We start from the raw sequence: 14,193 nt of genomic DNA on the forward strand, positions 1-14,193 counted from the left end.
CATGAAAAAATATAATAAAATAGTTATCAGCTTCTTGTCAATCCTATTTTTGGCATCATGTAGCTCAGATTTTTTAGATTATGAACCTACCGGAGTATTATCATCCGGTAATGTGGCGACGGCTGAAAATGCAGATGCCCTTGTTAATGCGGCCTATGCCGCAATTGGAAATGACGAAATGGTGGGGCCAATAACACACCAATGGGTTTATGGAAGTGTACGATCAGATGATGCCTACAAAGGCGGAGGTGGTCGAGGAGATGTTGATGTCGTGGATCGTTACGAACAATATAATCTAACCACTCCGGATTATGGAGATTGGATGTTACCTAGAACTTGGACGAATCATTATAAAGCGATTTCAAGAGCTAATTTTGCTTTATCTGTAATCAATGCGATTCCTGATGCGGATTATCCGCTAAAAAAAGTGAGACAAGCGGAGTTGCGCTTTTTAAGAGCGCATTCTCATTTTATGTTGAAGTTGTTGTTTAAAAAAGTTCCTTTTATCACAGAAGAACTTACTCAAGAAGAGATTTTAACAACTTCTAATGATTTGTCAAATGAGGATTTGTGGAATAAAATTGCAGATGATTTTCTTTTTGCGTTTGATAATTTAGAGCAATCACAAGGTCAAGTTGGGAGAGCTGATAAAAATGCAGCAGCGGCTTATTTAGCAAAATTAAGATTGTATCAGGCTTACGAACAAAATGATACGCATCAGGTTACAAGTATTAATCAAGCCAGATTACAGGAAGTTATTGATTATGCGGATAAAGTAACCGGAAGTTTAGAGACTGACTTTGGGAATAACTTTCTAGATGGTCACGATAATGGAACAGAATCTATTTGGGCTGTTCAGTTTTCTATCAATGACGGGACCAATACAGGAAGAGTAAGTTTTGTGACAGGGTTAAATTCCCCTCATGGTACACCACTTTACGGATGTTGTGGTTTTCACATGGCAAGCCAGAATATGGTAAATGCCTTTAGAACAGATGCTGACGGTTTACCTTTATTGGATACTTTTAACAATTCAGATGTTTTTAATACAGTTACCAATGGCGATGCCCCACTAGCTCCCGGAGTTACTTTAGATCCAAGAATTGACCATACTGTTGGTGTTCCGGGAAGACCGTTTAAATATAAAAATACGCTAAAAAATTCAGGAGATATGGTCTACAAATTCAGTTGGGCCAGAGATCCTGGAGTTTATGGATACTTTGGAAATATGAAAGAACAACAATCTCCGGACTGTTCCTGTTATGTGAAAAATGGACCATTCATTGGTACTTCAAAAAATGTTGATTTTATTAGATATGCAGATGTGTTATTATTTAAAGCAGAAGCATTAATACAATTAAACAGATATACTGAAGCACTACCTATAATTAATCAAGTTAGGGCAAGAGCTGCAGCCAGTACAGCAATGCCATTGGCAGCAGGAGCTTCAGATGTTTATAAAATTGCTCAATACGCTTCTTTTTCTTCGAAAGATTATGCTATGAAAGCTCTTATGTTTGAAAGACGATTGGAGTTTGGAATGGAAGGCCCTCGATTTTTTGATCTTGTAAGATGGGGTAAAGCGGAACAAGTTTTGAACGCTTATCTTGGTGTAGAAAAAACAAAAAGAGATTTCCTTTCAAATGCTAAGTTCACAGCGGGTAGAGATGAATATTATCCGATACCTCAAAGAGAAATTGACTTCACAGGAGGATTATACATTCAAAATCCTGGGTATTAAAAATAAGGTTAATAATAATGTTTGTTTGGGTTAGTGTTTTAAATTAGGTTAAAGGCAAGTTTTATACTTGCCTTTAATTTTTAAACTTTTTAGTGATGTGTAGTGATTTAAACTTATCGTATGACCAAATAACTAAAATCTACAAAAAACGGTGGGGAGTTGAAGAATATCATAAATCTATAAAAAGCAACACCGGCTTTGCCAAGTCGCCAACAAAAACAATCAAAACACAAACCAATCATTATGTTTTGTCCATTGTAGCCTACGTAAAGCTGGAATGGCTCAAACAAAGAACAAACAAAAATCATTTTGCAATGAAGGCTCAAATCTATTTAGCAGCTCAAAAAGCGGCTCAAACAGAATTAGCAATGTTATCAAAACCTAGAACAGCAGCATAACTATGATGTTTTTATGCCAAATGAGTTGTTAACAAGGTAAATGTTAAAACTGGATGTTTGATAACTTTTTTTGCGTAACATGAGTCATTTAAAAAATAATTAATACCTTAATAATCAATATTTTTACTGAACGAACAGGAAAAACTAAACTAAATATTTTATGAAAAATTTTGTGAAAAATCTGTACCTTCTCCTCTTCAGTATTTACACGCTGTCGCCTTTTGCGCAAACACCTTCAATTAAAAAATCTCCTTTACTTACTGAAGCGCCTGCTAAAAGTGTTGGAATGTCAGCAGAAAGATTAGCAAGAATTGATGCTATGTGTAAAGAGGCAATAAAAAATAATGAAATTCCTGGAGCTGTTGCCCTAGTTGTAAGAAACGGAAAAATTGTTTACTACAAAGCCTTTGGAATGGGCGATAATGAATCCGGAAGAGAATTAAAAGGTGATGCTATTTTTAGAATTGCTTCTCAAACAAAAGCCATTACCGCTACTGCAATTATGATGTTATGGGAAGAAGGGAAATTCAAATTAGATGACCCCATTTCAAAATATATCCCAGAATTTAAAAACGAACAGGTTTTAGACACTCTTTATGAAAATGGCACTTATAAAACAATCGCTGCCAAGAATCCAATTACGATAAGACATCTTTTAACACATACTTCGGGAATTGGTTATGGTTTCATAGACAATGACAACTTTAAAAGAATATATAAAGACGCCGGAATAATTGATTTGGCTACCACCGAAAACATTAGTATAGGAGAGAATATTAAAAAACTGGCAAAACTTCCTTTACACCATAATCCGGGTGAAAAATTTACCTATGGCGAAGGTCTTGATGTATTAGGTTATCTGATAGAAATAGTTTCAGGAATGCCGCTAGATCAATTTTACAAAACAAGAATTTTTGACCCGCTGGGGATGAATGACACCAGATTCTATCAACCCGAATCAAAACACAACAGATTGGTTTCTGTTCAGAAAAAAGAAAATGGAAATTGGATTAAGTATACTACCACACTTTATGATCCTAATTATCCAGTGAATGGAGCACAACGCTATTTCAATGGAGGGGGAGGTTTATCTGGTACTGCGAAAGATTACGCTACTTTTCTACAAATGTATTTGAATAATGGAGAATTAAACGGCGTTCGTTTACTAAGCAGAACTACAGTCGAATTTATGATGAAGAATCAAATAGGTAATCTACGCGGTGACACTGGAGCCTATCATGGTTTAGCTTTTGAAGTTATTGATGAAAAAGGCGAAAACATGGGCGGTAGAAACAGTAAGGGTACATTTGGCTGGGGAGGATACTTCAATACCCAATATTTTGCAGATCCAAAAGAAAATGTTATCGGTATAATAATGAAACAAACACAAGGAGCCATCACAGATTCCACGGATTGGAAATTTCGTCAATTAGTTGGAGAATCTATTGATGATTAATATAAAACAGAATTGAAGAACTAAATAACGCCTTTAGTATTCGCTACTAATACAAAAGCCTTTCTATAAAAAAACCTCGCTCAAAATTTTTAAACGACGTTTTTTTTGTCTCATCTGTTTTGTATTACAACAAAAATTTTACCATAAAAGAAATTAACTTGTATCCGGGTGTTATTTCAGCAATTGCTTCCGACAAAGTTTGACAGGTGATTTCTTGATGAAAGTAGGATTTAATCCTAATGTTATTTTGCAAAGAACAAGTGTGTTGCTGGAAATAATTGAAGTTAAATAAGTAAAAATGCGTTTAGTTTCAATACTATCTTAATTATTGGAGTAGGATTTGGGAAAATATAACATGGGCTTGTGGCTTTATTTAGTAGCTTAAAAAGGCTCTTAATTTTTAAACTTTTATAATATGAATACAAAATATACGCTAAGTGTAGTTAGCTTTGGAGAGGTTTTGTGGGATCTTTTTCCAACGCATAAAAAAATAGGAGGGGCACCATTGAATGTTGCGCTTCGAATGAATTCTTTGGGGGCAGAAACAACGATTATAAGTCGTGTTGGTGCAGACGAAGAAGGGAACGAAATTATATCTTTTATAAATAATCAGGATGTGAGTTCAGATGCTATACAAATAGGAGAAGATTATAAAACAGGTGTGGTTAATGTAATGATTAACGAAAAGGGAAATGCTTCTTATGATATTCATTACCCGTCTTCCTGGGACAAAATTACACCCACTAAAGAAATGGATGAAAAGGTTTCAGAATCAGATGCTTTTGTTTTTGGGAGTTTAATATGCCGTGATGAAGTTTCCAGATCTACGCTGTATGACCTCTTGGACAAAGCTAAATATAAGGTTTTGGATGCGAATCTAAGAGCTCCGTATTACACCCAAGAAATTCTTAATGAATTGATGTTAAAAGCTGATTTTATTAAGCTCAATGATGAAGAATTATATGAGATAAGTCAGCAATTAAAATCGCCTTATAATTCTTTTGAGCAGAATATTAAATTTATCGCTGAAAAGACTAATACAAAGCATGTTTGCGTAACAAAAGGTGCATTTGGTGCTGTCTTATATTACAATGATAAATTTTATTACAATAGCGGTTATTTTATAAAAGTAGTTGATACTGTAGGTGCAGGGGATTCTTTCTTAGCTTCCCTGATAGTCAAATTGCTTAGAGGGAAATCACCACAAAAATCATTGAATTATGCTTGTGCTGTTGGCGCTTTAGTAGCTGGTCATGAAGGAGCCAATCCTAAAATTTCCGAAAAAGAAATAAGCAAATTCATGAAGCTTTAACAAAATAGGTTAAGCATAAAATTAAATTTATAAAAAAGCCAAAGAAGCAATGTCTTTGGCTTTTTTTTGCAAAATATAGTGAGGAACTAAAAAGAAGTCAATTTCTTCAAATCAGCAATAGTTGTTGTTGGATTTTCCGCTTTAAAAACAAAACTTCCCGCCACAAGAACATCAGCTCCTGCTTCCACAAGTTGTTTTGCATTTTTATTGGTTACACCACCGTCAACTTCAATGATTGTAGTTGCTCCTTTTTTAGTGATTAAAGCTTTTAGTTTTTCAATTTTAGCATACGTATTTTCTATAAAAGATTGTCCTCCAAAACCTGGATTCACACTCATGATACAAACTAAATCGATGTCATTGATTACATCTTCCAGTAAGTCAATATTAGTGTGTGGATTGATAGCAACTCCAGCTTTCATTCCTTCGGCTTTGATGGCTTGTAGTGTTCTGTGAAGGTGTGTGCAAGCTTCATAGTGTACACTTAGAACATTTGCTCCTAATTCAGCAAAAGTTTTAATGTAACGGTCCGGATCCACAATCATCAAGTGAACGTCAATTGTTTTTTTTGCATGTCGGTTAATGGCTTCCAGAACTGGCATTCCATAAGAGATGTTTGGAACAAAAACGCCATCCATGATATCAATATGAAACCAATCGGCTTCACTATTATTGATCATTTCGATGTCGCGTTGCAGATTAGCAAAATCAGCAGCAAGAACTGATGGAGCAATAAGTGTATTCTTCATTGTGTAGTTGAATTGTTTGTGCAAAAGTAGTTTTTTTAGAGCAATTGGCGAAAATTTTTTTTGGGAAGAAGGGAGAACTCGCGAGTTGTCCGTATATCGCGTAAGGGATTACTTCACTAGGGGTTTATTTTTTATATGTGTTCAGTGAATTTCATTTGAGGCGATATCCTCGAAGTGTAACGGAGAGATAAAGCCGAAAGCCCGACCCGAAGTTTTTACGGAGGGTTACGCCCAAATGATTTTAAACAGGAAATAGGGGAGAGAATCTGAAATGAATTCAGATTAAAAGATAAAACTCCGGACTCGAGACTGAAAGTCGAACAGAGCGAAGCTAAACCCGAGAGCGCAGCTCGAACTGACCGGAGTTTTGCTGAAAAAGCAAAACTCCGGTAATCAGCCGGAGTTTCAATCATCAATCAAAAAACGAACAGTTAATCAGACCGTCGTTACTTATAAGTCGAAAGCCGAAAGTCAAAAATCATAATGTTGTTGAACTTTATGACTTTTGACTTTTAGACATTTGACTGTTTTATCCTAAATAAGTTTTTAGTATTTTGCTTCTTGAAGTGTGTTTCAATCTTCGGATTGCTTTTTCCTTGATTTGACGCACACGCTCACGGGTTAGGTCGAAAGTTTCTCCAATTTCCTCTAATGTCATTGGGTGTTGATCACCAAGACCAAAGTACAAACGAACTACATCAGCCTCTCTTGGAGTCAATGTTTCTAAGGAACGCTCGATTTCAGTACGCAATGATTCGTGGATTAATTCTCTGTCTGGATTTGGAGATTCACCTGAACGTAAAACGTCATAAAGGTTAGAATCTTCTCCTTCTACAAGAGGCGCATCCATTGATAAGTGACGGCCAGAGTTTTTCATGCTCTCTTTTACGTCATTTACAGTCATGTCAAGTTCTTTTGCAATTTCCTCAGCAGATGGTGGACGCTCGTTAGATTGCTCTAGTAAAGCATACATTTTGTTGATTTTGTTGATAGAACCAATTTTGTTCAATGGCAAACGAACGATACGGGATTGTTCAGCCAATGCTTGTAAAATAGATTGACGAATCCACCAAACGGCATATGAAATGAATTTGAAACCACGTGTTTCATCAAAACGTTGTGCTGCTTTTATCAATCCTAAATTTCCTTCGTTAATCAAATCGGGAAGGGTTAAACCTTGATTTTGATATTGTTTTGCTACCGAAACGACGAAACGTAAATTGGCTTTTGTCAATTTCTCTAATGCTTTCTGGTCACCGGCTTTAATCTTTTGTGCTAATTCTACCTCTTCGTCAGCGGTAATAAGGTCAACTTTTCCAATTTCTTGTAAATACTTGTCTAATGAAGCAGTTTCACGATTGGTTACCTGCTTGGTGATTTTTAGTTGTCTCATGTTTTTTTGTCTCCTAAATTTTAAGTGTACAAATGATTATACGTATGGAGTTGCTAAAAAGTTACAATAGTTTTGAAAATAAATTAAATAAAAACAAAAATCCCGTTTCAAATACATGAAACGGGATTTTCTATAAATAAACCTTTAGTAAACTAAGATCTGATTACTCTTTTTTCTCCTCACGTGGAGGTCTTGGCAAAAGTGCTTTTCTTGACACTTTTTCTTTTCTTGTTTTTGGATCCATACCTAAGTATTTCACTTGAAAAACATCGCCCATTTTTACTACGTCAGAAACGTTTTCAGTACGTTCCCAAGCTAATTCAGATACGTGAAGTAATACTTCATTTCCTGGCGCAGCTTGGTATTCAACCACCGCTCCAAAATCAAGCATTTTGATTACTTTCACTTCATAAGCGTCACCCACAACTGGTTTGAAAGTCAATGAGTCAATTTTACGTAAAACTGCTTCAATTCCGTCAGGATCAGTTCCAAGAATTTCAACTTCACCTTGTTCGTTCACTTCGTTGATTACGATAGTTGTTCCTGTAGATTTTTGTAATTCTTGAATTACTTTTCCACCAGGTCCAATTAACGCACCAATAAAGTTACCAGGAATAGTTACTTTAATAATTTTTGGAGCATATTTTTTAACAGTTGGTCTTGGCGTAGCCAAAGTTTCTGTTATTTTTCCAAGGATATGCAAACGACCATCACGAGCTTGAGCTAATGCTTCTTCCATGATGTTATACGCCAATCCTTCGATTTTGATGTCCATTTGACAAGCAGTAATTCCATCAGCAGTTCCGGTTACTTTAAAGTCCATGTCTCCTAAGTGATCTTCATCACCTAAAATATCAGACAATACAGCAAAACGACCTGTTTTATCATCAGAAATTAAACCCATTGCAATACCAGAAACTGGTTTGATCATTTGAATACCAGCATCCATTAATGATAATGTTCCAGCACAAACTGTTGCCATAGAAGAAGAACCGTTAGATTCTAATACTTCTGAAACAATACGAATTGTATAAGGACAATCAGCAGGAATCATGTTTTTCAAAGCACGTTGTGCTAAGTTTCCGTGACCTACTTCTCTTCTGGAAGTTCCTCTTAAAGGTTTTGCTTCTCCTGTGGAGAAAGGAGGGAAGTTATAATGTAAGTAGAATTTCTCTTCACCTTGTTGAGATGGAGAATCAATTTGGTTTGCTTCTCTAGAAGTTCCTAAAGTAGTTGTAGCCAATGCTTGCGTTTCTCCTCTTGTAAAAATCGCAGAACCGTGAACTGATGGTAGATAATCTACTTCAGTCCAGATTGGTCTGATTTCGTTCGTTTTTCTTCCGTCAAGACGTAAACCTAAATCAAGGATTACATTACGAACTGCTTCTTTGCTTGATTTTGAAAAGTATTTAGAAACTAAATCTCCGTTTTCAGCTAATTCTTCTTCAGTAAATAAAGATTTTACTATCTCTTTTACTTCAGCAAATTGAGCTGTTCTTTCATGTTTCGCCGTTCCTTCTTTTGCAATTGCGTAACACAAATCGTAAGATGCCGCTTTTACTTTAGTGTAAATAGCTTCATCCTCTTTTTCTTGCTCGTATGTTCTTACTTCTTTTTTACCAAAAGCAGCAACTAATCTTTCTTGTGCAGCAATTTGTAATTTGATCGCTTCGTGAGCAAATTTAATTGCTTCAACCATCTCGTGTTCTGAAATTTCTTTCATCTCACCTTCTACCATTGCGATAGAATCTTTTGAAGCTCCAATCATCATGTCAATATCAGACAATTCTAATTGGGTACGACTTGGATTGATGATAAATTTACCGTCAACTCTAGCCACACGAACTTCAGAAATCAATGTTGAAAATGGAATATCAGATAAAGATAAAGCTGCCGAAGCGGCTAAACCTGCTAATGCATCCGGCATAACATTTTCGTCATGAGACATTAACTGTATCATCACTTGCGTTTCTGCGTGATAATCATTTGGGAAAAGTGGACGCAATACACGGTCAACTAATCTCATCGTTAATATTTCATTATCACTTGGTCTTGCTTCTCTTTTGAAGAAACCACCTGGAAAACGTCCGGCAGCAGCAAATTTTTCGCGATAATCTAATGTTAAAGGCAAGAAATCAATTCCTGGACTTGCTTTTCTGGCAGATACAACTGTTGCAAGCAACATAGCATCTCCCATTTGTACTACTACAGATCCATCGGCTTGTTTTGCCAATTTTCCTGTCTCGATTGAGATGCTTCTGCCATCTCCTAAATCGATAATTTCTTTTGAAACTTTTGGAATCATAATTTTAATTCTCTTAGATTAAACAATGGGTTCTAGTTGTGTTGTAGTTGTAGTTGTGCGTAGTTAATGCCTAAAACCCAATGAAAAACCAAACTTTTTTTATTATTGTATATAAAAACAAAAAGAGGCACTTTCGCACCTCTTTTATATTGATTATTTTCTGATATTCAATACTTTGATAATTTCACGGTATCTGTTGATTTCTGTTTTCTTCAAATAATCCAACAAAGATCTTCTTTTACCTACTAGCAATACTAATGAACGCTCTGTGTTATAATCGTGACGATTTTTTTTCAAGTGCTCAGTTAAGTGGCTAATTCTGAAAGTGAACAAAGCGATTTGAGCTTCTGCTTTTCCAGTGTTTGTTTTTTCTCCGTGTTGAGCGAAGATTTCTTCTTTAATCTCTTTAGTTAAATACATTCCAATATTTGTTTAATGATTTTTATGTATGTCATACATCCATTGTAAGACGGGTGCAAAAGTAAAAAATAATTATGACACGAACAAAATAAACCTTTCTTTATTTTGTGAACTGGCGAAGCAATTATGAATTATGAATTGTAAATTATTTTAAATCTTAATACAATTTCGCAATTTTCTCATTCACAAACTCTAGGAACTTTTCATCCTCTTGAGTGAATGGGTCTAAAACATGACTGTCAATATCAATTTGTCCTATATTTTCTCCGTTTACAAAAAGCGGAACGACAATTTCTGACTTTACTGTAAAACTACAAGCGATGTAATTGTCTTGTGCGGCAACGTCAGGAACGACAAAATTTTCATTAGAAACCGCCACTTGTCCGCAAATACCTTTTCCAAACGGAATTACAGTATGATCTGTTTCTGCTCCTACATAAGGACCTAAATGTAGCGTTTTGGTTTCCTGGTTTGCAAAATAAAATCCAACCCAATTATAATAGTCAATAGAGTCACTAAGAAGCTGACAAACAGATGAAAGCTTTTCGTCTCTTGACAATGTTGTGTTTGATGTGATTTCGGTTACTTTTGGTTGTAATTCTTGAAATGTCATGTTTTTATTTTTAATTATGCAAAAGTATTTAAAGCCGGTTTTAAAAATTATATAAATTTGTTAAAAAATAGATTTTGAAAAAATATTTTATTCTCTACAAACTTTTTCTGCTTTTTTTGGGCACCTTTTTTTTGGTTTATATTGTTCTTACTGTTTTGTATCAGGCATATCTTAATAGTTTTGGAGAAAACAAACTGGATATTATAACTAGAATGGTTGCAGAAAATACAAATCAATTGTTTCAATTATTTGATGCTAATTTTAGAATTGAAGAAAATGAATCACAGTCTTTCATAAAGTTGATTTATGACCAAAAATATGTAGGAAGAATTGTTGAGGGATGTAATGCCATTAGTGTAATTATTTTGTTTATTTCATTTGTAGTAGCTTTTTCGGGGAAACTAAAGGCGACGCTACTTTTTATCTTTGGCGGAAGCCTGCTTATTTATGTATTGAATATTTTGAGAATAGCAGTTTTAAGTGCGCTTATTTTTTATTTTCCAAAACAAGAGCCATTTTTACACGGAGTCCTTTTTCCTTTGTATATTTATGGTGTAGTTTTTATTTTGTGGTTAATTTGGGTTCGTAAATTTTCAAGATATGCTTCAAAAGATATTAAATAATAAAGTTAGATTAACGCAATTTGTTTTTTTGGTTGCATTATTAGTGCTTGTTCGTGCATTTGAAGACCAATTGTTTTATGATCCTTTTTTAGATTACTTTAAAGATGATTTCAATAATTTGCCGTTGCCTAATTTCAATTCATTTCAATTGTTTTTAGAATTACTGTTTCGTTATACATTAAATACAGTCATATCATTGGGTATCATTTATGTCCTTTTCAAAGACATTGCGATGGTAAAATTTGCTTTTGTTCTGTATTATTTTTTCTTTATGATTTTAATTTTTTCTTTTTTCTACATAATTTACTATATTAAGGAACATAATAATTTATTTCTTTTTTATATCCGACGGTTTTTGATTCAACCCATTTTCGTCCTGTTGTTTGTTCCGGCATTTTACTATCAAAAACAAAATAAGTAATCTTTTTTTTTTATATCTTTAATGTTGGTTTAATTCGTTAATTATCAATATGCTAATGATATGAAAATAATAAAACATTCAGGGGATATTGTAGAATTTAATCCTGAAAAATTAAAAACATCACTACTAAAATCGGGTGCCAGTTCTATTGCGGTAGATACTATTCTACATGCCATAAAAAAGCAAATATATGAAGGTATTTCTACGAAGCAAATTTATAAAATGGCTTTTTCATTATTGAAAAAAACGGCTAATTCCAATGCAGCACGTTATAATTTAAGAGAAGCAATACGATTATTAGGTCCGGCAGGTTTTTTCTTCGAAAAATACATTGGACGACTTTTTGCATCAGAACATTATGAAACGAAAATAAATATAACATTGCAGGGCAAATGTGTGTCACATGAAATTGATGTTTTGGTGAAGAAGAATGAACATATTTCGATGATTGAATGCAAGTATCATGCGGGTAGAGACGCTGCTTCTGACGTAAAAATACCAATGTATATTTTGTCACGTTTCAATGATTTGAAGGAAAGACAGCATGCCATTTTTGAAAAAAAAGATTCTATTTCAAAGTGTTGGATTGTCACCAATAATAGATTTACAACTGATGCAATCGATTTTGCGAAATGTTCAGGATTGAATCTGTTAAGTTGGAATTACCCTGAGGATAATAATTTAAAAACGAAAAATGACACACATTATCTTTATCCAATAACTTGTTTGACTACTTTGTCTATTGCCGAAAAAGATAAGTTGTTGATATTAGATGTGATTTTGGTAAAAGAAATAATAAACCATTCCGATTGTTTAGAGAAAATTGGATTAAGTCCAAATCGGATAAAAAATGTGTTGAAAGAAGCATCCGAATTGTGTAGGTTTATTTAAAAATAAAGGATTCCAGATTGTTTAATTTTTAAATTCAAATCAAATGAAAGTTAAATTTATTGGTGGGGCAGGCACTGTAACCGGTTCTAAAACATTAATTGAAAGCAATGGTATCCGGATTTTGATAGATTGCGGTCAATTTCAAGGAATTAAACCGCTGCGAGAACTCAATTGGGAACCATTACCCATTTTACCTTCAACGATAGATTTTGTTTTGTTGACTCATGGACATTTAGATCACTGTGGTTGGTTGCCCAGGCTGGTCAATCAAGGTTTTAAAGGTAAAATTTATTGCACAAGTCCCACTGCTGCTGTTGCCAAATTGATTCTTTTAGATAGCGCCAAAATTCAGGAAGAGGAGGCTCGAATAGCCAATGAGGGGAAGTTTTCAAAACATGAAGTTGCAGAACCACTTTATACAGTGGAACAGGCTCAAAAAGTTTTCCCCTATTTTAGAGTTATTAAAACTAACGAATCGATTCCTCTGGATGCCGAAATTGCTGCGGTTTATACTAATGCTGGACACATCATTGGAGCTTGTACAATTGAACTGCAACTAGAAAATAAGACTTTGGTTTTTTCAGGTGATATTGGGCGTGATAATGATGTATTGATGTATCCGCCAACTAAACCTAAAAAAGGCGATTATATATTTCTTGAAAGTACGTATGGTGACCGTCTTCATCCTACTGCCGATGCCAAATTAGAGCTGGAAATGTATATTAACAATACAGTTGAAAAAGGCGGGACTGTAATTATTCCCAGTTTTGCAGTAGAGCGCGCTCAAACGATTATGTATTTATTATGGCGACTCAAAGAAGAAGGCAGAATTCCCAATATTCCATATATTATTGATACACCTATGGGGATTAATGCGTTGGAAATTTTTATCAATAATAAAAAATGGCATAAATTATCCTTGCACGATTGTACAGAAATGAGTAAGATGTTCATGTTGGTTTCTGATTATCAGGAAACAATTGAACATGTTTTTGATAAGCAACCAAAAGTGGTAATTGCCGCTAGCGGAATGGTTACTGGTGGAAGGGTTTTGACTTATCTTGAGCATTATATTGGCTTGCCAGAAACCACAGTGATTATTGTAGGGTATCAGGCCGAAGGAACGCGTGGAAGGAAATTGTTAGAAGGCGCTGATGAAATTAAAATTCATGGGAAGTATTATGATGTGAAAGCAAATATTCTGGAAATTGAAGGTTTATCGGCTCACGGAGATCAAAAGGATTTACTCAATTGGTTGTCTGAATTGGAAAATAAACCAACTAAAGTATTTTTGGTTCATGGTGAAAATCAGCCGCTAGATGTGCTTCGGATAAAGATTCAGGAAAAATATGGGTTTGATTGTAAAGTTCCGTTGATGGGACAAGAATTTGAACTTTAATTTTTAACAGAAAATTTGATTTTACAGATTGATTAAATCACTAATTTTGCAAAATGAAATTCAAAAAGCACATCACTTTTTTTCTAGCCTTTTTTCTGCTGGTTTCCAATGTGGGATTTGCTTTTGACGTGCATTATTGTGGAGACAAAGTAGCCTCAATCCAGCCAGCTTATTGGAAATCTGGTGAAGCTTCGGATTCAGTTGAAAAAGGATGTTGCGAAAAAAAAGTCGGAAAAAAAGACAGTTGTTGCAAGAATAAAATAGTCCGTTTTCAAAAAAAGTCCGATAATTTAACTACCAAAGCATTTTCTTTAAATGCTGTTTTTACTTTTTTAATAGCGGAATGGAATCCGGTTGTGTTCTCTCCAAAATCAAATTTCAAAAGGTTAGGAAGCACTTCTTTTTATTGTGATAGTCATGCACCGCCTCTTTTTAAACTTTATAACCAATACCTTTTTTACGCCTGATTTTT

Annotated in this window: 14 protein-coding genes; 9 read left to right on the top strand and 5 right to left on the bottom strand. The window is 34.5% G+C overall.

Going from position 1 to position 14,193, the window contains the following annotated elements:
- Nucleotide 1: 1 nt before the first annotated feature.
- The 4 genes from ACM55F_RS10575 to ACM55F_RS10590 all read left to right on the top strand — a co-directional run bounded on the left by ACM55F_RS10575 (nt 2) and on the right by ACM55F_RS10590 (nt 4,907).
- On the top strand, nt 2-1,741 hold the full coding sequence (locus ACM55F_RS10575; RefSeq protein WP_416853766.1) for a RagB/SusD family nutrient uptake outer membrane protein: 1,740 nt from the start codon (nt 2-4) through the stop codon (nt 1,739-1,741).
- 95 nt (nt 1,742-1,836) lie between these two features.
- Nucleotides 1,837-2,139 (top strand): hypothetical protein, encoded by a 303-nt coding sequence (locus ACM55F_RS10580; protein WP_416853767.1) that lies wholly within the window; start codon nt 1,837-1,839, stop codon nt 2,137-2,139.
- A 160-nt stretch (nt 2,140-2,299) separates the two neighbouring features.
- Entirely contained in the window at nt 2,300-3,595 is a 1,296-nt protein-coding gene (locus ACM55F_RS10585) for a serine hydrolase domain-containing protein (protein WP_416853768.1), read from the top strand.
- 415 nt (nt 3,596-4,010) lie between these two features.
- A complete protein-coding gene (locus ACM55F_RS10590; RefSeq protein ID WP_416853769.1) occupies nt 4,011-4,907 on the top strand; it encodes a carbohydrate kinase family protein in 897 nt (298 codons plus the stop codon).
- A gap of 86 nt (nt 4,908-4,993) precedes the next feature.
- Here the strand turns inward: ACM55F_RS10590 and rpe are convergent, their stop codons facing one another.
- The 5 genes from rpe to ACM55F_RS10615 all read right to left on the bottom strand — a co-directional run bounded on the left by rpe (nt 4,994) and on the right by ACM55F_RS10615 (nt 10,387).
- Nucleotides 4,994-5,656 (bottom strand): ribulose-phosphate 3-epimerase, encoded by a 663-nt coding sequence (gene rpe / locus ACM55F_RS10595; protein ID WP_416853770.1) that lies wholly within the window; start codon nt 5,654-5,656, stop codon nt 4,994-4,996.
- Nucleotides 5,657-6,185: 529 nt separating this feature from the next.
- Entirely contained in the window at nt 6,186-7,049 is an 864-nt protein-coding gene (locus ACM55F_RS10600; RefSeq protein WP_007137700.1) for a sigma-70 family RNA polymerase sigma factor, read from the bottom strand.
- A gap of 163 nt (nt 7,050-7,212) precedes the next feature.
- Nucleotides 7,213-9,354: a polyribonucleotide nucleotidyltransferase gene (locus ACM55F_RS10605; RefSeq protein ID WP_416853771.1), complete on the bottom strand. Its 2,142-nt coding sequence runs from the start codon at nt 9,352-9,354 to the stop codon at nt 7,213-7,215.
- Between the two features lie 153 nt (nt 9,355-9,507).
- A complete protein-coding gene (gene rpsO / locus ACM55F_RS10610; RefSeq protein WP_113634840.1) occupies nt 9,508-9,774 on the bottom strand; it encodes a 30S ribosomal protein S15 in 267 nt (88 codons plus the stop codon).
- A 157-nt stretch (nt 9,775-9,931) separates the two neighbouring features.
- A complete protein-coding gene (locus tag ACM55F_RS10615) occupies nt 9,932-10,387 on the bottom strand; it encodes a GAF domain-containing protein (RefSeq protein WP_416853772.1) in 456 nt (151 codons plus the stop codon).
- 74 nt (nt 10,388-10,461) lie between these two features.
- Here ACM55F_RS10615 and xrtF point away from each other — a divergent pair, with 74 nt between their 5' ends.
- From xrtF to ACM55F_RS10640, 5 genes are read left to right on the top strand one after another with little or no spacing between them, the layout of a single operon-like run.
- Nucleotides 10,462-11,010 (top strand): exosortase family protein XrtF, encoded by a 549-nt coding sequence (gene xrtF / locus ACM55F_RS10620; protein ID WP_416853773.1) that lies wholly within the window; start codon nt 10,462-10,464, stop codon nt 11,008-11,010.
- A complete protein-coding gene (locus ACM55F_RS10625; protein ID WP_416853774.1) occupies nt 10,988-11,431 on the top strand; it encodes an exosortase F system-associated membrane protein in 444 nt (147 codons plus the stop codon). Before xrtF ends, ACM55F_RS10625 begins: the two co-directional genes overlap by 23 nt.
- 60 nt (nt 11,432-11,491) lie before the next feature.
- Complete coding sequence (locus tag ACM55F_RS10630) at nt 11,492-12,322, top strand: ATP cone domain-containing protein (protein ID WP_416853775.1); 831 nt, start codon at nt 11,492-11,494, stop codon at nt 12,320-12,322.
- Nucleotides 12,323-12,365: 43 nt separating this feature from the next.
- Nucleotides 12,366-13,721: an MBL fold metallo-hydrolase RNA specificity domain-containing protein gene (locus ACM55F_RS10635; RefSeq protein WP_416853776.1), complete on the top strand. Its 1,356-nt coding sequence runs from the start codon at nt 12,366-12,368 to the stop codon at nt 13,719-13,721.
- Between the two features lie 53 nt (nt 13,722-13,774).
- A complete protein-coding gene (locus tag ACM55F_RS10640; RefSeq protein ID WP_416853777.1) occupies nt 13,775-14,188 on the top strand; it encodes an HYC_CC_PP family protein in 414 nt (137 codons plus the stop codon).
- The last annotated feature ends 5 nt before the right edge of the window (nt 14,189-14,193 follow it).

This window comes from Flavobacterium melibiosi, assembly GCF_048158545.1.
In the GTDB taxonomy this organism is placed as follows: Bacteria; Bacteroidota; Bacteroidia; order Flavobacteriales; family Flavobacteriaceae; genus Flavobacterium; species Flavobacterium melibiosi.